Source organism: Micromonospora sp. CA-244673 (assembly GCF_050948395.1).
Taxonomy (GTDB): Bacteria; Actinomycetota; Actinomycetes; order Mycobacteriales; family Micromonosporaceae; genus Micromonospora.
Genome location: NZ_CP192019.1, coordinates 172968 through 193341, shown reverse-complemented (window position 1 = coordinate 193341; position 20374 = coordinate 172968). Strand labels below are relative to the sequence as shown.

Annotated in this window: 19 protein-coding genes; 12 read left to right on the top strand and 7 right to left on the bottom strand. The window is 74.6% G+C overall.

Annotation, left to right across the window (positions count from 1 at the left end; translation table 11 throughout):
* Positions 1-252 precede the first annotated feature (252 nt).
* The 6 genes from ACQP12_RS00970 to ACQP12_RS00945 all read left to right on the top strand — a co-directional run bounded on the left by ACQP12_RS00970 (position 253) and on the right by ACQP12_RS00945 (position 5804).
* Complete coding sequence (locus ACQP12_RS00970) at positions 253-1143, top strand: MaoC/PaaZ C-terminal domain-containing protein (RefSeq protein WP_433289061.1); 891 nt, start codon at positions 253-255, stop codon at positions 1141-1143.
* Positions 1144-1224: 81 nt separating this feature from the next.
* Positions 1225-1977, top strand: a complete 753-nt coding sequence (locus ACQP12_RS00965) for an NUDIX hydrolase (RefSeq protein ID WP_433284303.1) — start codon at positions 1225-1227, stop codon at positions 1975-1977.
* The gene (locus tag ACQP12_RS00960; RefSeq protein WP_433284301.1) at positions 1974-2948 is read left to right on the top strand and encodes a serine/threonine protein kinase; all 975 of its coding nucleotides are present in this window, start codon (positions 1974-1976) and stop codon (positions 2946-2948) included. The genes ACQP12_RS00965 and ACQP12_RS00960 overlap by 4 nt, the downstream gene beginning before the upstream one ends.
* A gap of 10 nt (positions 2949-2958) precedes the next feature.
* Positions 2959-3915, top strand: coding sequence for a hypothetical protein (locus tag ACQP12_RS00955; protein WP_357943815.1), 957 nt, complete (start codon positions 2959-2961; stop codon positions 3913-3915).
* Positions 3912-5162, top strand: coding sequence for an adenylosuccinate synthetase (locus ACQP12_RS00950; protein ID WP_433284298.1), 1251 nt, complete (start codon positions 3912-3914; stop codon positions 5160-5162). The genes ACQP12_RS00955 and ACQP12_RS00950 overlap by 4 nt, the downstream gene beginning before the upstream one ends.
* A gap of 24 nt (positions 5163-5186) precedes the next feature.
* Entirely contained in the window at positions 5187-5804 is a 618-nt protein-coding gene (locus ACQP12_RS00945; RefSeq protein ID WP_433284296.1) for a DedA family protein, read from the top strand.
* 25 nt (positions 5805-5829) lie between these two features.
* On the opposite strand, the gene ACQP12_RS00940 is transcribed toward ACQP12_RS00945, so the two are convergent.
* Genes ACQP12_RS00940 through ACQP12_RS00930 form a run of 3 tightly spaced genes read right to left on the bottom strand, consistent with a single transcriptional unit; the run spans position 5830 to position 8877 of the window.
* Entirely contained in the window at positions 5830-7047 is a 1218-nt protein-coding gene (locus tag ACQP12_RS00940) for a hypothetical protein (RefSeq protein ID WP_433284294.1), read from the bottom strand.
* A 31-nt stretch (positions 7048-7078) separates the two neighbouring features.
* Positions 7079-7726, bottom strand: a complete 648-nt coding sequence (locus ACQP12_RS00935) for a response regulator (RefSeq protein ID WP_433284292.1) — start codon at positions 7724-7726, stop codon at positions 7079-7081.
* On the bottom strand, positions 7723-8877 hold the full coding sequence (locus ACQP12_RS00930) for a sensor histidine kinase (protein ID WP_433284290.1): 1155 nt from the start codon (positions 8875-8877) through the stop codon (positions 7723-7725). The genes ACQP12_RS00935 and ACQP12_RS00930 overlap by 4 nt, the downstream gene beginning before the upstream one ends.
* Positions 8878-9037: 160 nt before the next feature.
* On the opposite strand from ACQP12_RS00930, the gene ACQP12_RS00925 reads away from it, so the two are divergent.
* Positions 9038-9709: a DedA family protein gene (locus ACQP12_RS00925; protein WP_433284288.1), complete on the top strand. Its 672-nt coding sequence runs from the start codon at positions 9038-9040 to the stop codon at positions 9707-9709.
* Here the strand turns inward: ACQP12_RS00925 and ACQP12_RS00920 are convergent.
* Complete coding sequence (locus ACQP12_RS00920) at positions 9684-10322, bottom strand: TetR/AcrR family transcriptional regulator (protein WP_433284286.1); 639 nt, start codon at positions 10320-10322, stop codon at positions 9684-9686. The two genes, ACQP12_RS00925 and ACQP12_RS00920, sit on opposite strands and share 26 nt — an antisense overlap.
* Positions 10323-10399: 77 nt before the next feature.
* On the opposite strand from ACQP12_RS00920, the gene ACQP12_RS00915 reads away from it, so the two are divergent.
* From ACQP12_RS00915 to ACQP12_RS00900, 4 genes are all read left to right on the top strand, one after another.
* Positions 10400-10852, top strand: coding sequence for an SCP2 sterol-binding domain-containing protein (locus ACQP12_RS00915; RefSeq protein WP_357943824.1), 453 nt, complete (start codon positions 10400-10402; stop codon positions 10850-10852).
* Position 10853: 1 nt separating this feature from the next.
* Entirely contained in the window at positions 10854-12068 is a 1215-nt protein-coding gene (locus tag ACQP12_RS00910) for an acyl-CoA dehydrogenase family protein (protein ID WP_433284283.1), read from the top strand.
* A 183-nt stretch (positions 12069-12251) separates the two neighbouring features.
* Positions 12252-13817 (top strand): AMP-binding protein, encoded by a 1566-nt coding sequence (locus ACQP12_RS00905; protein WP_433284281.1) that lies wholly within the window; start codon positions 12252-12254, stop codon positions 13815-13817.
* A 100-nt stretch (positions 13818-13917) separates the two neighbouring features.
* Entirely contained in the window at positions 13918-15492 is a 1575-nt protein-coding gene (locus tag ACQP12_RS00900) for a N,N-dimethylformamidase beta subunit family domain-containing protein (RefSeq protein ID WP_433284279.1), read from the top strand.
* 26 nt (positions 15493-15518) lie between these two features.
* On the opposite strand, the gene purD is transcribed toward ACQP12_RS00900, so the two are convergent.
* The 3 genes from purD to ACQP12_RS00885 all read right to left on the bottom strand — a co-directional run bounded on the left by purD (position 15519) and on the right by ACQP12_RS00885 (position 19252).
* A complete protein-coding gene (gene purD / locus ACQP12_RS00895) occupies positions 15519-16766 on the bottom strand; it encodes a phosphoribosylamine--glycine ligase (protein WP_433284277.1) in 1248 nt (415 codons plus the stop codon).
* Positions 16767-16806: 40 nt separating this feature from the next.
* Entirely contained in the window at positions 16807-17736 is a 930-nt protein-coding gene (locus ACQP12_RS00890; RefSeq protein WP_433284275.1) for a hypothetical protein, read from the bottom strand.
* A gap of 226 nt (positions 17737-17962) precedes the next feature.
* Positions 17963-19252: an adenylosuccinate synthase gene (locus tag ACQP12_RS00885; protein WP_357943836.1), complete on the bottom strand. Its 1290-nt coding sequence runs from the start codon at positions 19250-19252 to the stop codon at positions 17963-17965.
* 122 nt (positions 19253-19374) lie between these two features.
* Between ACQP12_RS00885 and ACQP12_RS00880 the strand changes: the two genes are divergently transcribed.
* A complete protein-coding gene (locus ACQP12_RS00880; RefSeq protein WP_433284273.1) occupies positions 19375-20373 on the top strand; it encodes a diacylglycerol kinase family protein in 999 nt (332 codons plus the stop codon).
* Position 20374 lies beyond the last annotated feature (1 nt).

Below are 20374 nucleotides of genomic sequence, written 5' to 3'. Positions count from 1 at the left end.
CTGTCGGTGCACGAGCTGATCGAGGGGCCGACCCAGGACCTGACCTCGGCCCGCGCGGCGCTGGCCGCGCGGGCCGTCCCGGAGCCGCCGGTCGAGGCGACCCAGGACCTGTCCGCGCTGGCCCACGACCACACCCAGGATCTGTCCGCGCGGGCCGACGATCGGACCCAGGACCTGTCGGCCCTGGCCGACGGCCGCACCCGTGACCTGTCCGGCGCGGCCGCCGCGGTGAGGTCGGGCGGCGCGGGCACCCTGACCGCACCGGACCGCACCGGGCCGGAGGGGCGCCTTCGTATCGACCTACCCCGGCTGCCCGCGCCGGGGGCGCTCTACCGGCGGGCCCTGCTGGGGGCGCTGCCCGGGATGGGCGGCCGGCGCCGGCCGGACGTGCCCGCCGTGGAGTTGGGCGTCTCCGGCGTGACGGTCGACCCGGCCCACCTGGCGGACTACGACCGGGTCTGCGGGTTCCGGCTGGCCGACCGGCTGCCGGCGACATACCTGCACGTGCTGGGCTTTCCGCTGTCGCTGCGGCTGATGACCGCGCCGGAGTTCCCCATCCCGCTGAGCGGGGTGGTGCACGTGGCGAACCGGATCACCGTGCACCGGCCGGTGGAGGCCGGCGAGACGGTGGACTTCCGCACGTACGCCGAGAATCTGCGCCCGCACGAACGGGGCCGGCAGCTCGACGTGGTGCTGGTCGGCTCGGTCGGCGGGGAGGAGGTCTGGCGGGGCGTCTCGACGTACCTGGGGAAGGAGCGCACGGCGGGCGGCGGTCCGCGGCGCGACCGGGGTGACGGCCCGACACCGCCGGCCGCCTCGGCGCAGTGGCGGGTGACTCCCCGGGTGGGCACCGACTACGCGCGGGTCTCCGGCGACCACAACCCGATCCACACCTCGAAGCTGGGCGCGCGGCTGTTCGGCTTCCCGCGCCCGATCGCCCACGGCATGTGGAGCAAGGCCCGCTGCCTGGCGGCGCTGGAGAGCCGGCTGCCGGAGTCCTACACGGTGGAGGTGGCGTTCAAGCTTCCCGTGCCGTTGCCGTCGACGGTGGCCTTCAGCGCCGCCGTCACGGACGGGACCTGGGACTTCGCGCTGCACGACGCGCGACAGGGGCGGCCGCACCTGGTGGGCACCGTCCGCTGAGGAAAGAGGGGGCTTGGCGTCCCCTCTTTCGTACGCTAAGTTGTTCTCAGATTGAGTTGTTCTCAAGATGAGAGAGACGCCGTGAACGAGCAGGACTTTCTGGCCGCGTACGACCCCCGGGACTACCCGGCGGTCGCCGTCACCGTCGACGTGGTGGCGCTGACCATCCGCGAGGGCGCGCTGCACCTGCTGCTGATCCGCCGGGCGGCCCCGCCCTACGCGGGCCACTGGGCGCTGCCCGGTGGCTTCGTCCGCCCCGACGAGGACCTGGCCGCCGGCGCCCGGCGCGAGCTGGCCGAGGAGACCGGGCTCGGCGGCGAGCGGCTGCGCCGCGTCCACCTGGAACAGCTCGCCACCTACGGCGGGCCCGACCGGGACCCCCGCATGCGGGTGGTCTCCATCGCCCACCTGGCCTTCGCCCCGGACCTGCCCGACCCGGTCGCCGACACCGACGCCGACGACGCGATCTGGCTGCCGGTGACCGCGCTGACCAGCCGGCAGCTCGCCTTCGACCACGGCCGCATCATCGACGACGGGCTGGAGCGGGCCCGGTCCAAGCTGGAATACACGCCGCTGGCCACCCGCTTCCTGGCACCCGAGTTCACCATCACCGAGCTGCGGGCCGTCTACGAGACGGTCTGGGGGCACCCGCTGCACGCCGGCAACTTCCACCGCAAGGTGCTCTCCGTGCCGGGCTTCGTGGAGAGCACCGGCGACAGCACCGAGCGCGGCGGCCCGCGCGGCGGGCCCCGGGCCAAGCTCTACCGGGCCGGCGACGCCCGGCTCCTCCACCCGGCGCTGCTGCGCCCCGCCCGGGAGGAGACGGTGCGGTGAGGACCGAGGAGGCGATCCGGCTGGTCGCCACGGCGCGCGGCGCCGCCGACCTGTTCGGCACCGACGCGCCGGCCCGCCGCTACCGCGAGCTGGTCACGGCCCTGCACCCCGACCGGCTCGGCGCGGTCGACCCGGGGGTACGCGCCGCCGCCTCCGATGCGCTGATGACGGTGACCGCCCGCTGGCGGGGCGGCCGCGGCACCCGACTCGGCGACTACACGCTGCGTCGGATCGCGTACGCCGGGGACCTGGCCGACCTCTACGACGCCGGGCGGGACCGGCTGCTCAAGCTGCCCCGCGATCCGGCCGACAACGACCTGATGGCCCGCGAGGCACGCGCCCTGCGGCGGATCGCCGACCGGGGCGATCCGAGGCACCTGCCCTACGTGCCCCGGCTCATCGACCACCTGCCCGCCCGCGACCCGGCGACCGGCGCGGAACGGCTGGTCAACGTGGTGGCCGCGGCACCGGGACTGCGCAGCCTGGACGAGGTGCGCCGGGCGTACCCGGACGGCGTGGACCCGCGCGACGCGGCCTGGATGTGGCGGCGGCTGCTGGTCGCCCTCGGCCTGGCCCACCGGGCCGGGGTGGTGCACGGCGCGGTGCTCCCCCGGCACGTGCTCATCGAACCGGACGCGCACGGCGTGGTCCTGGTCGACTGGTGCCTCTCCACCGAGCCCGGCGCGACCATCCCGGCGCTGGTTCCCGGCCACGAGGAGTGGTACCCGGCCGAGGTGGCCGCGCGGCGGCCCGCCGGCCCGGGCACCGACCTGGCCATGGCGGCGCGCTGCATGACCTGGCTGATGGCCGACCGGGCACCGCGCGAGCTGCGCGCCTTCGCGGCCGGCTGCCGGCGCCCGGGGTTGGCCGCGCGCCCCGACGACGCCTGGCGGCTGCTCCGCGAACTCGACGAGGTGCTGGACGGCCTCTACGGCCCCCGCACCTTCCGACCCTTCACCCTCAACCCCTAGGGAGGCTGTCATGGGCAGCGGAATCTGGTCCACCGACGTGTACGACGCCGCCGACCGCTACCGGCGGGCCACCGGCGCGAGCGCCTTCTCCTACAGCGACGGCGGAGCGCGCACGGTGCACCCCGCGCTCGACCCGCGCGGCGCGGTACGGGAGAGCCGCGACTCGGACGAGCACCCGCAGTCGACGCCCATCGCGGTGCTCTTCGACGTGACCGGGTCGATGGGGCACGTGCCCCGGGTGCTCCAGAGCAAGCTGCCGCAGCTGCTCGGCCTGCTCCTCCGCCAGGGCTACGCCCGCGACCCGCAGCTGCTGTTCGGCGCGATCGGCGATGCCACCTGCGACCGGGTGCCGTTGCAGATCGGCCAGTTCGAGTCCGACAACCGGATGGACGACGACCTCGGCCGGATCGTGCTGGAGGGCGGCGGTGGCGGCCAGATGACCGAGTCGTACGAGCTGGCCCTGTACTTCATGGCCCGGCACACGGTCACCGACAGCTGGACGAAGCGGGGGCGGCGCGGCTACCTGTTCATCATCGGCGACGAGCTGGCGTACCCCCGGGTGGACCGGCGGCAGGTGGCCCGGCTGATCGGCGACGACCTGCGCGAGGACGTGCCGCTGCGGCAGATCGTCGACGAGGTGACCCGGCGCTGGGACACCTACTACCTGCTCCCGGCCGGCAGCGCGTACGCGGGCAGCCGCAAGGTCCTCGACTTCTGGCGTGACCTGCTCGGGCAGCACGCCGTCGAGCTGGACGACCTCGACGCGGTCTGCGAGACCATCGCGCTCACCGTCGGCCTCGGCGAGCAGGCCGTCGACCTGGACACCGGGCTGCGCGACCTGGACCGGGCCGGGTCGACGGCCGGCCGTACCGTCTCCCGGGCGCTCGCCCGCCTCGGCGGCGGCCGGCGCGCGGTGGCCACGCTGCCGTTCGCCCCGACCGACGGCAGCGGGGTCACCCGGCTGTGAGGCACGTGATGGTGGTCGACCTCGGCTACGGCGACGCCGGCAAGGGCACCGTCGTCGACTGGCTCTGCGCGAGCCGGCCGGTGCACACGGTGGTCCGGTTCAACGGGGGCGCGCAGGCGGCGCACAACGTCGTGCTGCGCGACGGGCGGCACCACACGTTCGCGCAGTTCGGCGCCGGGACGTTCCGCCCCGGGGTCCGTACGCACCTGTCGCGGCACGTGGTGGTGGACCCGCTGGCGCTGGCCGCCGAGGCCGACCACCTCACGGCGGTCGGGGTGCCCGACGCGCTGGACCGGCTGACCGTGGACGGGGAGGCGCTGCTCGCCACCCCGTACCACCGGGCCGCCAACCGGGCGCGGGAGATCGCCCGGGGAGCCGACCGGCACGGCTCCTGCGGGCTGGGGGTGGGCGAGGCGGTCGCGTACGGCCTCGCCCACCCCGACGAGGCGCCCCGGGTGGCGGACTGCGGCCGCCCTGCGGTGTTGTGCCGCCGGCTCACCGCGCTGCGGGACCGGCTCACCGCCGAGCTCGGCCCGCTGGACGCCCCGCCGGTCGAGGACTGCCTGCCCGCGTACGCCGGGTTCGCCGGCCGGGTGGCGATCGTCGACCGGACCTGGCTGTCCGGGGCGCTGCGGGCCGGGACCTGCGTCTTCGAGGGGGCACAGGGGGTGCTGCTGGACGAGTGGCACGGCTTCCACCCGTACACCACGTGGAGCACCACCACCTTCGCCAACGCCGAGTCGCTGCTCGCCGAGGCCGGGCTCGCCGGCACCGCGCAGCGGCTCGGCGTGCTGCGGGTGACCACCACCCGGCACGGCCCCGGGCCGCTGGTCACCGAGGACCCGGCGCTGCCGTTCGCCGACCCGCGCAACCCGACCAATCCCTGGCAGGGCCGGTTCCGGTTCGGCCACTTCGACGCCGTGGCCCACCGCTACGCGCTCGAGGTGGCCGGCGGCGTGGACGTGCTCGCCCTCACCCACCTCGACCTGGCCGGCCCGGGCCTGCGGATCTGCCGCCGCTACGACACGGCCGACCGGCTCGTCCCCGGCCCGGCCGGCGACCTGGACCGCCAGGCCGCGCTCACCGAACGGCTGCTCCGGGCCCGCCCGGTCCTCGACGAGGCGCCCACCGACTGGCCGGCCGCGGTGGCGGCCGAGCTGGGCGCGCCGGTGCTGCTCACCTCGCACGGGCCGACCGCCGAGGACAAGGTCGCCGCCCTCGCCGGAGCCGTTTCCGCTCCCCGCTGACACCGCACCACCGAGCATGGGGGCATGGGGGACGTGCTCGACCTGCTGCACCAGACGGTGACCTCGCCGTGGGTGTACCTGGTGATCATCGTGGTCACCGCCGTCGACGCGTTCTTCCCGGCGGTGCCCGGCGAGACCGTGGCGATCACCGCGGGGGTCTTCGCGGCCGGCGGGGAGCCGAACGTGGTCGGGGTGATCGTGGCCGCCGCGGTCGGCGCGTTCGCCGGCGACCACATCTCCTACGCCATCGGGCGCGGTGGCGGCGCGCACCGGCTGGCCCGGCTGCCCGTCGACAGCCGGCGCCGGACGGGCTCCGAGTGGGCCCGCCGGGCCGTGGACCGGCGCGGCGGCATCATCCTGACCACCTCCCGGTACGTCCCGGGCGGCCGGACCGCGGTCACCCTGACCATGGGCGCGGTCCGCTACCCGTACCGCTCCTTCCTCATGTACGACGCGCTGGCCTGCGGCACCTGGGGCATCTACTGCGGCCTGCTCGGCTACTTCGGCGGGCTGGCCTTCGAGCACAACCCGGTCCAGGGCCTGCTCGCCGGGGTCGGCATCTCGGTGGCGGTCACCGGCCTGTTCGAGGTGGTGCGCTGGGCCCGCCGCCGCGCCCGCGCCCGCGCCACCGCACGCCACTGACCCCGGCGCCTGGCGTTCCGAGGGATCAGCGGCCTGCGGCGCCGCCCTCGGTCAGGTATGCGGCGAGACTCTCGACGTCGTGCGCCAGGCCGTAGCCGCCGACCATGACACCGAAGTTGACGAACGGGTGCCCCCCGATCAGCCAGGTGCCGGGCGAGGCGGCGAGCGCTTCCGCCAGCCTCCGCTGCCGGTCGGTGAGCGCCGTCGCCGGCGTGCCGGCGGGCAGCGGGCCGTCCGGGAACGCCAGCCGCAGCGCCTGCTCGACCACCGGCAGCGCCGGAATACCGGATACGGCCGGAATCCGGGCCACCAGGACGTCGAAGCCCTGGCCCGCGTGCCGGGGACCGATCTGGCGCAGCGCCAGGCCGGCACACCCGGCGAGGTCCCCGTCGAGGAAAGGCACCCCGGTCGGCCCCTCGGGCGCACCCGCGGCCCAGGCCATCAGCTCGTCGACGGTCGCCTGGTCCGCCGCCGCGCCGAGCACCCGTGCGCGGCCGACCGCCGCCCCCCAGCGAACCGTCGGCCGGGGGTCGGTGAGCAGCGCGGCATCGGGCGCGACGCCGAGCAGGCCGGTCGCCGCGAGCGCGGTGCCGACCACCGGAGGGAGTTCGGTGTCCGGGTCGGCCGCCACGACCGCCGCCAGCGCCGGGACGCTGCCCGCCGCGTCCTCCGGGAACCAGGCGAGCGCGTACGCCGCGCGGGCGCGCAGCGCCGGTTCCGGGCGGGTGAGCAGCGCACGGAAGAGAGGTACGCCCGCGCGCACCGCGTCGTAGGCGGCCAACTCGACGTACGCGTACAGCCGCTCCTGGTCGGCCTCGGTGAGCGACTCGAGGTAGGCGTAGTCGCCCTCGTCCTCGTCGTAGGCGTCGTCACCGGGCCGGGGCCCCGCCGCCAACAGAGCCTCCCCACCGGCCGCCCGGCGGCGCCAGTCGGCCACCGGCAGGCCGTCGGGGAGCCAGCCCTCGTCGTAGCCGATGGCGATCGCGACAAGTAGTTCCAGCAGCTCGGCCGGCTCCCCGGTGCGCGGGTCGGCGAGCAGTTCCAGCAGGAAGGGCACCGCGTACGCGGTCGCCTCGTAGCGGGTGCCCTGGTGGAAGATGTTGCCGTAGAGCTCGTGCCGGGCGCGTGCCCGCTCGCCAGAGTCGGCCGAGGCGAGAGCGCGCAGCTGCCCCGGCACGTCGTTCGCCGGGCCGTACGCGTGGCTCAGCCGCGACCAGTCGATCTCGTCGATTCCGTTCAGCACGCCGCGATCATGGTGGTGCCCACCGACAGTTTCACTCCTCCAGGAGGTCGGCGTCGTGGACCAGGATGGCGAGCTGGACCCGGTTGGCCACGTCGAGCTTGGCCAGCGCGCGGCTGACGTGGGTCTTCACGGTGGCCTCGCTCGTGCCGAGCCGGCGGGCCACGTCGGCGTTCGCGTCGCCGCGGGCCACCTCCCGGACGATCGCCGCCTCCCGGTCGGTGAGCCGGGCCAGCCGCTGCCGGGCGGCCTCCCGCCGGGCCGGGCCGCGCTCCGCGAACGAGCTGATCAACCGCCGGGTCACCGTCGGGGCGAGCATGGCGTTGCCGGCCGCGACGGTCCGCACGGCGGCCGCGAGTTCCCGGGGCGGGGTGTCCTTGAGCAGGAAACCGACCGCGCCGGCGCGCAGCGCGCCGTGCACGTACTCGTCCTGGTCGAAGGTGGTGAGCATGACGACCTTCGGGCCCGCGGCGACGATCAGCGACGCGGCGGTCAGCCCGTCGGTGCCGGGCATCCGCACGTCGAGCAGCACCACGTCGGGCCGCAGCCGTACGGCGGCGGCGAGCGCCTCGGCCCCGTCGGCCGCCTCGCCCACCACCGCGATGTCGGGCGCGGCCTCCAGGATCAGCCGCAGGCCGGCCCGGACCAGCTGCTCGTCGTCGGCGATCACGGTGCGGATCATGAGGGGCCCTCCGTCGGCACCAGCGCCCGCAGCAGGAAACCGCCGTCGTCGGTCGGGCCGGCCGACAGCCGTCCGCCGGCCAGCTCGACCCGCTCGCGCAGCCCCACGAGGCCGAGCCCCGCGCCGGGCAGGGGGTTGCCGGGCCGGGCGGACGGCCCGTTGCGGACGGTGGCCTCGATCCCGTCGGGCAGGTGCCGCAGGCGGACGGTGACCGCCGCGGCCGGGGCGTGCTTGCGGACGTTTGTCAGCCCTTCCTGGACAACCCGGTGCACGGTCCGGGCCACGCCGCCGGGCACCGTCCCGGGCGTCCCCTCGTCCCGCCGGTCCACCCGCAGGCCGGCCGCCCGCGACTCCCGGATCAGCTCGTCCACCGCGTCCAGGCCGGTCGGGGGCAGCGGCGTGCCGTCGCCGGCCCGCTGGCGCAGCACGCCCAGCACCTCGCGCAAGTCGGTCAGCGCCGCCCGGCCGGTGGAGCGGATCAGGGCGGCCGCCTCGACGGTGGCCGGCTCGGCGGCGGTCACCTCCAGCGCCCCGGCGTGCACCACCATGAGCGAGACCCGGTGCGCCACCACGTCGTGCATCTCCCGGGCGATCCGGGCCCGCTCCTCGGCGCGCACCCGGTCGGCGCGCGCCTCCTGCTCGCGTTCCAGGCGTGCGGCGCGGTCGTGCAGGGCGGCCAGCGTGTCCCGCCGGGCGCCGATCCACAGGCCGGCGACCAGCGGGAAGACCACCACCCAGGCGAAGAGCGCCGCGGCGTTGGCGCCGGTGGCGGTGGTCAGCCGGCGCTCGCCGCCGACCGCGACGCCGACGGCCACCCCGAGCAGGGCGACGCCGCCCGCACCGAGCAGGTACGCGGCGAGGCGCCGACCGCGCAGCGCGACCCCCGCCCGCCAGGAGGCCAGGACGGCGGCCGGGCAGGCGGCCAGGACGAGCCAGCCGACCGTCGCCGCCGCGACCAGCGGCCACCGGCGGGCCGCGACGGCGGCGGCGCCCGAGGCCAGCGCCACGACCAGCACCAGCGGGCGGGGCAGCGGCGAGCGGACGCCCAGGGCACCGGTGGCCGACGCCCAGGTGCAGGCGGCCACCAGCGCGGCGAGCAGGAGCGGCGTGTGCCGCTCGGCCCGCCGCAGCAGGGCGACGCGGGTGGTCACCCGGCGAGCCTAGGCCGGGCGGGCGCGCGACGGGGCGTACCTCCGGGAGGGTTGGGGGTCGACCCCGACGGCCCGTCGGGGTACGACGCGACGAAAGTAGCCGTCGCCGGGCGACCGACGGCAGATGGCCGGGACGGCCGGCGCGACCAGCATCGGGGCCATGGATTCCGTGCTCGACCTGCTCCACCAGACCATGTCCTCGCCCTGGATCTACCTAGCGCTGTTCGCCGTCGCGGTGGTCGACGGCTTCTTTCCGGTGGTGCCGAGCGAGACCGCCGTGATCACGGCCGGGGTGTTCGCCGCGACCGGCCAGCCCGACCTGCCGCTGGTGGTCGTGGTGGCCGCGCTCGGCGCGCTCGTCGGCGACCACGTGTCGTACGCGATCGGCCGCCACGGCGGCGGCCGGCTGCTGGCCCGCCTCCCGGCGGCCGTTCCCGCGGCCCAGGTGGTGCCGGGCCGGAGTGGCCGTGGCAGCCGGCGGCGGGCCGCGCTGGAGCGGGCCCGGCGGGGCATCGCGGCGCGCGGCGGGCTGATTCTCACCGTGGCGCGCTACGTCCCGGGTGGACGGACGGCGGTCACCCTGACCATGGGGGCGGTCCGGTTTCCCCGGCGGCGGTTCCTGCTCTTCGACGCGCTGGCCGCCGGGTCCTGGGCGATCTATTCGGCGCTGGTCGGCTACCTGGGTGGGCTCGCCTTCGAGCGGGATCCGGTCCGCGGGTTGCTGCTCGGGCTGGGGCTGGCGCTGACCTTGACCGCCGTCGTGGAGGCGGTGCGCTGGGCGCGCGGCCGGCGGGTCCGGGCCCGGGTCAGCCGGCCGGCGGGTGCCAGGTGATGCCGCGCAGCAGCTGGTCGGCGCCCAGCCAGGCCACGTTCATCATCCGGGTGGCGGTCTTCTCCGGGTCCGCCTCCGGGTGGTCGGCCAGCCAGTCGGCCAGCGATTCGGTCGCGCCGACCAGGGCGTACGCGACGACCTCCAGGTCGGTGGCGCCGACCTCGCGCCCGTTGGCGCGCAGCGCGTGGTCGAGCATCCCGGCGACCACCTCGACGAGCCGGCCGCGCATGGTGGCCAGCTCGGCGGCGAACGGCTGCTCGCCGCGGGCCTGCCGGTAGAGCACCGCCCAGCCGTCCCGGTGCGCGCCGACGAAGCCGAAGAAGGCGCGCAGCCCGCGCCAGAGCCGCTCGTCGGCGGGCAGGTCGGGAGCGGCCGCCCCGGCGATGGCCTCCATCATCCGGGTGCCCTCGCGGTGCAGGCAGGCGACGAAGAGCTCCTCCTTCGTGCCGAGGTAGGCGTAGACCATCGGCTTGGAGATGCCGGCGTCGTCGGCGATCTCGTCCATGCTGGCCGCGTGGAAGCCCCGGCGGGAGAAGACCTTGACCGCCGCGTCGAGCATCTGCTGCTCGCGCACGGCGCGGGGGAGGCGCTTGAAGGTCGGTGTGCTGGACACCCTTGCGAGCATACCTACTCGTGCGTAGGGTTACGCCTGAGTAACCAAAGTCGGCTCGCCCGAGAGGTGCATCCCCCATGAGTGACTTCGACCCGGCCAACTTCGCGAACGTCGGCCCGAAGGAGTTCGCGCAGCTGGTCAAGTCCACCCCCGACGACAAGATCGCCGAGATCATGTCCGGCGACCTGCGCGGCAAGATCCTGAGCGAGGTCTTCAACCGGATGCCGTCGCTGTTCCGGGCCGACCGGGCCGGCTCCACCAACGCGGTCATCCACTGGAACATCACCGGTCGCCCCGACGGTGGCACCGACACCTACGAGATCGTCATCGAGAACGGCACCTGCGCCGTCTCGGAGACGCCCACCCGGGACCCGAAGCTCAGCCTCACCATGGGCCCGGTCGAGTTCCTGAAGATCGTGTCCGGTGGCGGCAACCCGGTCATGATGTTCATGACCGGCAAGCTGAAGGCCAAGGGCGACCTGGGCCTCGCCGCCAACATCGCCAACCTGTTCGACATCCCCAAGGCCTGAGATGGCCGAGTTCTCGCTCGACCTGAACGAGGAACAGCGGGACCTTCGCGACTGGGTGCACGGCTTCGCCGCCGAGGTCGTGCGCCCGGCCGCGGCCGAGTGGGACGCCCGGGAGGAGACTCCCTGGCCGATCATCCAGGAGGCCGCGAAGGTCGGCCTGTACGGCTTCGAGTTCCTCGCCACCTGCTGGGCCGACCCCACCGGGCTCTCCCTCCCGATCGCCAGCGAGGAGCTGTTCTGGGGTGACGCCGGCATCGGCCTGAGCATCTTCGGCACCTCGCTGGCCGTCGCCGCCATCTACGGCGCCGGCACCCCCGACCAGCTCATCGAGTGGGTGCCGCAGTGCTTCGGCGACGTCGACCAGCCGGCGGTCGCCGCGTTCTGCACCACCGAGCCGGAGGCCGGCTCCGACGTCGGGTCGATGCGGACCCGCGCGGTCTACGACGCGGCCGCCGACGAGTGGGTGTTGAACGGGCAGAAGGCGTACGCTACCAACGGCGGCATCGCCGGGGTGCACGTGGTCACCGCCTCGGTCGAGCCCGACCTGGGCTCGCGGGGGCAGGCCGCGTTCGTCGTGCCGCCCGGCACGCCGGGGCTCACCGCCACCCGCAAGCTGCGCAAGCTCGGGCTGCGCGCCTCGCACACCGCCGACGTCTTCCTCGACGACGTACGGGTTCCGGGGCGCTGCCTGCTCGGCGGCAAGGACGCGCTGGACGAGCGGCTGGCCCGGGCCCGCACCGGCCAGCGGGCCTCCGGCCAGGCGGCCATGCGCACGTTCGAACTGTCCCGCCCGACCGTCGGCGCGCAGGCGCTCGGCGTGGCCCGCGCCGCGTACGAGTACGCCCTCGACTACGCCAAGGAACGGGTCCAGTTCGGACGCCCGATCATCGAGAACCAGGCGGTCGCGTTCGCGCTCGCCGACATGAAGATGGAGATCGACGCGGCCCGGCTGTTGGTCTGGCGGGCCTCGTGGATGGGGCGCAACAACCGGCCGTTCACCGCGGGCGAGGGCTCGATGTCCAAGCTCAAGGCCGGCGAGGTGGCCGTCTCCGTCACCGACCGGGCGGTCCAGCTCCTCGGCGGCGCCGGCTTCCTGCGCGACCACCCGGTCGAGCGCTGGTACCGGGACGCCAAGATCTACACCATCTTCGAGGGCACTTCCGAGATCCAGCGGCTGGTCATCTCCCGGGCCATCTCCGGCATGCAGATCCGCTGATCGCCGGCGGACCCCGACCCGACCCGCGACGGCACCGCCGTGCCGGGCGTACCGCCGTCGCGGGTCGGGCCGCCGGTCCGCGCTCCGCATTCCGCAGGCTGGGCAACTGATCACCTCGGCTGGGCGCCGTCGCCGCCGCCGGTGCATGATCGGGAGAACACGAACGCGAAGGAGGGTTGCGACTTGGACCTGCCGTTCATCGTCGCCACGCTGACCCGACGCGGACTGCTCAACCCGGGCCGCCCGATCCGGGTGGCCTCCCAACTCAACGCCCTGCGCCGCTGGGGCTGGAGCCTCGCCGGCGAGCTGCGCCAGGCCGCCGCCCGCGACCCGGGACGGATCGCCGTCATCGACGAGCACGGCGCCTCGCTGACGTACCAGGAGCTGCTGGACCGGTCGGAACGGCTGGCCCGGTCGCTGCGGGCCGGGCTCGGCGTGCAGAGCGGCGACCGGGTGGGCGTGCTCTGCCGCAACCACCACGGGCTGATCGAGGCGATCGTCGCCGCGATGCTGCTCGGCGCCGACGCCGTACTGGTCAACACCGGTCTCTCCGCGGCACAGCTGGCCACCGTGGCCGAGGAGCAGGGTCTGCGCGTGCTGGTGCACGACGCCGAGTTCGCCGAGCGGGTCCTCGGCCTTCCCCCCGAGCTGCACCGGGTCGACGAGCGCGGCCAGGAGGAGCTGATCGCCGGCGCGCTGCCCGGAGACCAGCTCCAGCCGCCGGAGCGGGACGGCCGGACCATCGTGCTCACCTCCGGCACCACCGGCGCGCCCAAGGGCGCCCGCCGGCCCACGCCGCACGGCTTCGGTCCGCTGGTGTCCATCATCGACCGGATCCCGCTGCACGTTCACGACACCGTGCTGATCGCCGCGCCGATCTTCCACACCTGGGGGTACGCCGCACTCCAGGTGTCGTTCGCGCTGCGCGCCACGATCGTGCTGCACCGCCGGTTCGACCCGGCCGCCACGCTGGCCGCCCTGGCCGGGCAGCCCTGCGACGCGCTCTTCGCCGTGCCGGTGATGCTGCAACGGCTCATGGAGACGCCGCCGCCCGAGCCCCGGCCGCCGCTCAAGGTGGTGGCGGTCAGCGGCTCCGCCCTTCCCGGTGGCCTGGCCACCGCATTCATGGACCGCTTCGGCGACGTCCTCCACAACCTCTACGGCTCGACCGAGGTCTCCTGGGCCTCCATCGCCGGCCCGGCGGAACTGCGCGCGGCCCCCACCACGGCGGGCCGCCCGCCGCACGGCACCCGGGTGGAGATCGTGGACGACGCCGGCGAGCCGGTCCGCGACGGCCGGGTCGGCCGGATCTTCGTGGGCAACGAGATGCTCTTCGAGGGCTACACCTCGGGGGCCGGCCGGGAGCGGCGCGACGGCCTGCTCGACACCGGCGACCTGGGCCGGATGAACCCCGACGGGCTGCTCTTCGTCGACGGGCGGGCCGACGACATGATCGTCTCCGGTGGGGAGAACGTCTTCCCGTCCGAGGTGGAGGATCTGATCGCCCGGCTGCCGCAGGTCCGCGAGGTCGCCGTGATCGGCGTGCCGGACCCGGAGTACGGCCAGCGGCTCGCCGCGTTCCTTGCCCTGCACCCCGGTGAGACGCTGGACCCGGAGGCGGTCCGCGAGTACGTGAGGCACTACCTGGCCCGCTTCTCCGTCCCCCGCGACGTGGTGTTCGTGAAGTACCTGCCGCGCAACGCCACCGGCAAGGTCCTCAGCCGCGAACTCCGCCGCTACTACGGCTGAGGGGGGTCCCACAGGGGACAGACGGAGCCGCCGGGCCGGTGGTATTTTCCGTGTGCCGGCTGTCCCGGCAGTGACTCTCATCTGACCCGGAGCTGCTCGCATGGTTCGACTCCGTCGGCGCTGGGCCCTGGGCCTCCTCCTCGGCGGCGTCTCCGCCACCGCGCTCGGCGGCTCCAGCGAGCCCGTGCTGAGTCACCGCCGCAGCGGCCCGCCGACCCGCCGCCAGACCGCACCGGTCGGGGTGGACAACCGTGCTGCCGGCGGGTCCTGGAGGATGCCGGACGACGTCCGGCCCGCCGACGACCGGCGGCGGCAGATCCAGGGGTACGCCTCGACGACCAGCCTGGCCCCCGGCGAGTCCGTCGACTTCCACGTCGCGGTCAACCCGGCCGGCCCGTTCCAGATCAGCGTGAAGCGGCTCGGTTGGCACGACGGCGCCGGCACCCCCCGGACCATGCTGACCAGCCCGGCACTGGACGGCACCCCGCAGCCCGTGCCGCCCGCCGACCCCGACACCGGAGCGATCGCCTGCCGCTGGCCGGTGTCCTGGACCCTCCGCATCCCCGAGGACTGGACCTCCGGCCTCTACCAGGCGGTCTTCACCTCCGCCGACGGCTGGTACGCCTCCACCCCCTTCGTGGTGCGGGACGACACGCGGGCCGCCGCGCTCTGCGTGGTGCTGCCGGTGACCACCTGGCAGGCGTACAACCAGTGGCCGCAGGACGGGCAGGCCGGCAAGAGCCTCTACAACGGCTACACCGCCAGCGGGAAGCGCGATCCGGCCCTGCGAGCGCGCGAGGTCTCCTTCGACCGCCCGTACGCCGACGCCGGCCAGCCGGCACACTTCACCCGGGACCAGGACGCCGTCCAGTGGCTGGAGCGCAACGGCTACGACATCTCCTACGCGACCAGCTTCGACCTGCACTCCGGGCGGCTCGACCCGGCCCGGCACCGCGGGCTGATCTTCTGCGGGCACGACGAGTACTGGTCGGTGGAGATGCGCCGGGCCGCCGAGGCCGGCCTGGCCGGCGGCACCAGCCTCGCCTTCTTCGGCGCGAACAGCGTCTACTGGCACATCCGGGTGCGCCCCTCCGCCGACGGCCGCCCCGAGCGGGTCGTCGCCTGCGCCAAGACCGACCCCGACCCGGACGAGGACGCCGCCGGGCCGACGGTGACCTGGCGCTACCTCGATAAGCCCGAGCAGTCGCTGATCGGCATCCAGTACAACGGCATCGTGGCCACCCCGCAGCCGCTGGTGGTCCGGGCCGCCGACCACTGGGTGTGGGCCGGCACCGGGGTGGCCGACGGCGATCGGATCCCCGGGCTCGTCCTGGGCGAGGCGGACGGCGTCAACAACGGCGCCGCCCGCCCCGGAGGGCTCGGCGACACCCTGCTCAGCAGGTCTCCGTACATCAACCGTGAGGGCGCGAAGCGGGTGCAGAGCACCCACGTGTACGAGACGCCCCGGGGAGCCGTCGTGTTCGCCACCGGCACCCTCGGCTGGACGATGGCGCTGAACCGGCGCACGCACCGCGACGAGCGGATCGAGCGGGCCACCGCCAACGTGCTCGACCGGATGGTCAACCGCGCTCCCGGCGGCTCGGGGCCACCGGACCGCACCGCCCCGGAAACGGCGGGTCAGCCCGAGGTCTCACCCGGCGCGACGAACCGCTGACCACCGCGCCGGCGTCGGCCTGCTGGTCAGGCGGGAAGGTCGATCCGGCCGTCCACCGCGGCAGCCGCGATGTCCGAGCGGTAGTGCGAACCGGCCAGCTCGATGCCGCGTACCACCTCGTAGGCGGCGTCCCGCGCGGCGGCCAGGGTGGGGCCGGTGGCCGTACCGCAGAGCACCCGGCCCCCGGCGGAGCGCAGGCTGCCGTCGGCGTCCCGGCGGGTGCCGGCGTGGATGGCCCCGGCGCGGTCCGCGCCGGTGATCACGTCACCGGTACGCGGCGCCGCCGGGTAACCCTCGGCCGCCGCCACGACGGTGACCGCCGCGCCGTCGCGCCAGCGCAAGGGCGGGTGCGCGGCGAGCGTGCCGGTGGCGGCGGCGTGCAGCAGCCCGGCCAGGGGCGTCTCCAGCAGCGCGAGCACCACCTGGGTTTCGGGGTCGCCGAAGCGGGCGTTGAACTCGATCACGCGCGGGCCGGCGGCGGTGAGCGCCAGGCCCACGTAGAGCAGGCCGGCGAACGGCGTGCCCCGGCGGCGCAGCTCGGCCAGCGTCGGGTGCACGACGTCGCGCATCACCTCGTCGACCAGGCCGGGCGGAGCCCAGGGCAGCGGCGCGTACGCGCCCATGCCGCCCGTGTTCGGCCCGCTGTCGCCGTCGCCGACGCGCTTGAAGTCCTGGGCGGGCAGCAGCGGCACGGCCGCCTCGCCGTCGGTGACCACGAAGAGGGAGACCTCGGGACCGGCCAGGTACTCCTCGATCACCACCCGGCCGCACTCCTCGGCGTGCCGCTCGGCAACGGCGCGGTCATCGGTCACCACGACGCCCTTGCCGGCGGCCAGCCCGTCGTTCTTCACCACGTACGGGGCGCCGAACTCGTCCAGCGCCTTCCCGACGCTCGCCGGGTCGGCACAGGTGTACGCCCGGGCGGTCGGCACGCCCGCCGCGGTCATCACGTCCTTGGCGAAGGTCTTCGAGCCCTCCAGCCGGGCCGCCTCGGCCGACGGACCGAACGCCGCGATGCCCTTGGCCCGCACCGCGTCGGCAACCCCGGCCACCAGCGGCGCCTCCGGGCCGATCACCACCAGATCCGCCGCCACCTCGACGGCGAGCGCCGCCACGGCCGCCGGATCGGTGCCGTTCACATCCCGCAGCTCCGCCACGGTCGCGATCCCCGGATTTCCCGGAGCCGCGACCAGCGCCGAGACGGAGGGATCACCGGCCAGTCCGAGCGCGAGCGCATGCTCCCGCCCTCCACCACCCACAAGAAGAACCCGCACGACCCCGCATCCTACTGACCACCCCACCCGCCCCCGTCGATCATGAGGTCCGCTGCCCGGATGGTGGTCTCCGCGCGTCGACGGCCTGCCGGACCACCCAGGGGATGTAGTCGGGGCGGAGGGTGTCGGCCCAGGTGAAGCGCAGCACCGTCCAGCCGGCGTTGACCAGGCGGTTCTGCCGGTGCCGGTCGGCGAAGAGCGCGCTGGGCCCTCCGTGCGCCCGCCGGCCGTCCACCTCGGCGATGACCCGGGCGGCGCGCCAGGCCAGGTCACCGACGCCCAGCAGGTAGCCGTCGCCGTCGCGGACCTCCACCTGAAGGGCGTCCGGCGGGATCCGGCCGTCGACGCAGCGGAGCCGGGCGCGCGTCTCCAGCGGCGACTGGGCCAGACCGTTCGCCTCGGCGAGGTAGCCGCGTGCGGTGACCGCGCCGCGCCGCCCCCTGAGCAGCGACGGCATCCGTTCGATGTCGCCGGGGGCGAGCAGGCGTCGATTCAACGCGGAATCCACGAGCGAGACCGCCTCGTACCGGTCCTCCCGCAGCACGAGATCGGCCACCGTCCGCAGCGGATCGGTCGCCATGATCCCGGCCACCCGCTGGAACTGCCCAGGCCCGATGACGAGCTGGTGCACCACCACCTCGGGATGGGACGCACGGACCGGTCGCGCCGCGGAGCCCGGCACCGACAGGTGGATCCGGTCGCCGTGTGGCAGCCCCTCGATGCGGTGCAATTCGGCGGCGGTGCCGAGCACCGCCGCGGCGCCCGGACCGAACGATGCGACTGCCGCTCTGATCCGCGCACGTCGCGGGATGCCGTCGTAGGCGTCCGCGTCGACCAGGTAGCCGCCACGAGCCAGGGGCCGCCACCGACCGGCCCGGCACATGCGCTGCACCTCGTGCACGGTGAAACCGGCGGCACGCGCCTGAGCCAGCGTCACCACACCGTCCCGAGCCGCGGCAACCCGCCGCACGATCGCCAGAGCATCCACAACCCGGCACAATCCACCGCCCCACCCCCACAGACCACCCCTGTGGAAAACCCTGTGGATTACGCCCTCACGGGGTCTGCGTTGATCATGAAGTTATTGCCACCGACCTCGGCGTGTCGGAGCAATAACTTCATGATCACCGGGCCGAGCCGGGCCGGGCCGGGTGGGTGGGTGGGTGGGTGGGTGGGTGGGTGGGTGGGTGGCGGGGTTACGGGAGGAGGGGGTGGCGGATTACGTTTTCTTCTCGGCCTGGGCCTACGCCTACGATGCTCACCTTGGTGCCGCAGAGTTCCTCGATGCGGGCGATGTAGCGTCTCGCGTTCTCCGGGAGCTCGTCCTCGGTGCGGGCCTTGGTGATGTCCTCCCACCAGCCGTCGAGCTCTTCGTAGATCGGGGTGGCGTGGTGGAAGTCGGTCTGCGTCATCGGCATGTCGTCGAAGCGCTTGCCGTTGATCTCGTAGCCGACGCAGATCGGCACCTTGGGCATGCCGGTCAGCACGTCCAGCTTGGTGATGACCAGGTCGGTGACGCCGTTGAGGCGGCAGGCGTACCGGGCCACGACGGCGTCGAACCAGCCGGTGCGCCGCTCGCGGCCGGTGGTGGTGCCGTACTCGTGGCCGACCTTGCGCAGGTGCTGGCCGTTGTCGTCGAACAGCTCGGTCGGGAACGGCCCGGAACCCACCCGCGTGGTGTACGCCTTGCTCACCGCGATGACCTTGGTGATCGCGGTCGGCGGGATGCCGGCGCCCACGCACGCCCCGCCCGCCGTCGGGTTCGACGAGGTGACGAAGGGGTAGGTGCCGTGGTCCATGTCGAGCATGGTGGCCTGGGCGCCCTCCAGCAGGACCGTGTCGCCGCGGTCCAGCGCGTCCCAGAGCATGACCCGGGTCTCCGCGATGTACGGCCGCAGCCGCTCCGCGTACCGCAGGTATTCCTCGACGGTCTCTTCGAGGTCGATGGCCTTGCGGTTGTAGACCTTGAACAGCAGCTGGTTCTTCTCGCGGAGCGCCAGCTCCAGCTTCTTGCGCAGGATGCCGGGGTCCAGCAGGTCCTGGAGCCGGATGCCCATGCGGGCGACCTTGTCGCCGTACGCGGGGCCGATGCCCCGGCCGGTGGTGCCGATCCGGGAGCTGCCCAGGTAGCGCTCGACCACCCGGTCCAGCGCCCGGTGGTGCGGCATGATGAGGTGCGCGTCACCCGAGATCCGCAGCCGGGAGACGTCCACGCCGCGCTCGGCGAGACCGTCGATCTCCTCCAGCAGCACCTTCGGGTCGACCACCACACCGTTGCCGATGACGATCATCGCGTTGGGCGACAGCGCGCCCGACGGCATGAGGTGCAGCGCGTACTTCTGGCCGTCCGGGGTGATCACCGTGTGGCCGGCGTTGTTGCCGCCGGAGTAACGCACGACGTAGTCGACCCGCTCACCCAGCAGGTCGGTAACCTTGCCCTTGCCCTCGTCGCCCCACTGAGCGCCGATGAGCACGATCGCTGGCATCTTCTCCGCCTCCAGAAGGCTCGGGTGCCAGGTGGCGACCGGTCGGCGAGCCCGGGGTGTCAGGCTAACAAGTAGTGATGGCGGGACCGGCAGGGGTTCGTCGAGAAGCAGGAGGCTCCTTCGTGTACGACGTGGTGCTGCTCACCCTCGGCTCGGAGCGGGACGCTCCCGGTGGGGGCTGCGGCAGCGGTGGAGCCTGCTGCGGCGGCGCCTCGGACGCGGCGGGCGAGCGGCCCGAGGAACGCTGCGAGACGCCGCGCGTGCCGGTGCTGGCCTGCGCGGACGCGCTGACCGCCCGGGGTGCCCGGGTGGAGACGGTGACCGCCCGCTCGGACGCCGAGATCGACGAGGTGCTGGCCCGCCTCGACGGCCCACCCCGCGCCGACGGCCTCACCTGGCCGGACCCCGATTCCAAGACCCGGCTGGTCGTCGCCACGGCCAGTGACGGACAGTTGCGCGCCGTGCTACGCCGGCTGGTCCGGCGGTACGCTCCGCCGCCCAGCCGCCGCCCCGCCGACCTGCCCGGCAACCGGACGGTGCCGGATTTGCCGCCGGTCGGCGTACTCCCGCTCGACCCGGCCCGGTCCGGCACGGCAGGCGACCTGGCCGCGCAGCTCGGCCTGCCCCGCGACCCGGCGGCGGTGGCCGCCGCGGTGCTGGACGGCACCGCCCGGCGGCTCGACCTGCTGCGCAACGACGGCGGGTCGGTGACCCTCGACGGCGCGCTGCTCGGCGCGGCCGACGACGCAGGCCGGCCGCTGCACTGGCGAGCCCGGATCGAGGTCGACGGCACGCTGCTGAGCACCGGCGAGGAGCCGATCATGGCCTGCGCGATCGGCAACGCCGGCGGGTACGCGCGCCTGGACGACGTGGTGCTGCTGGCCGACCCGGACCCCTCCGACGGCCGGGTCCAGGTGGCGGTCGCCGTGCCCGTGGTCACCCGGTCCGCGCTGGGCCGGAAGAGGGTACGGCTGGAGGTGCGCCGGGCCCGTGGCCGGGCGGCGGCGGTCGTACCCCGCGACGAGAAGGTGCCCTTCCTCGACGACGGCGTCGAGGGCGAGCTGAGCCGGAAGCGGTCCTGGTGGACCGAGCCGGGCGCCTGGGCGGTCTGGACGGCCTGAC

Excerpts from the sequence above, each read along its gene's own strand:
- ACQP12_RS00885 (WP_357943836.1), bottom strand. The coding sequence starts at position 19,252 with ATGCCAGCGATCGTGCTCATCGGCGCTCAGTGGGGCGACGAGGGCAAG.
- ACQP12_RS00955 (WP_357943815.1), top strand. The coding sequence starts at position 2,959 with ATGGGCAGCGGAATCTGGTCCACCGACGTGTACGACGCCGCCGACCGC.
- ACQP12_RS00910 (WP_433284283.1), top strand. The coding sequence starts at position 10,854 with ATGGCCGAGTTCTCGCTCGACCTGAACGAGGAACAGCGGGACCTTCGC.
- ACQP12_RS00935 (WP_433284292.1), bottom strand. The coding sequence starts at position 7,726 with ATGATCCGCACCGTGATCGCCGACGACGAGCAGCTGGTCCGGGCCGGC.
- ACQP12_RS00915 (WP_357943824.1), top strand. The coding sequence starts at position 10,400 with ATGAGTGACTTCGACCCGGCCAACTTCGCGAACGTCGGCCCGAAGGAG.
- ACQP12_RS00925 (WP_433284288.1), top strand. The coding sequence starts at position 9,038 with ATGGATTCCGTGCTCGACCTGCTCCACCAGACCATGTCCTCGCCCTGG.
- ACQP12_RS00900 (WP_433284279.1), top strand. The coding sequence starts at position 13,918 with ATGGTTCGACTCCGTCGGCGCTGGGCCCTGGGCCTCCTCCTCGGCGGC.
- ACQP12_RS00945 (WP_433284296.1), top strand. The coding sequence starts at position 5,187 with ATGGGGGACGTGCTCGACCTGCTGCACCAGACGGTGACCTCGCCGTGG.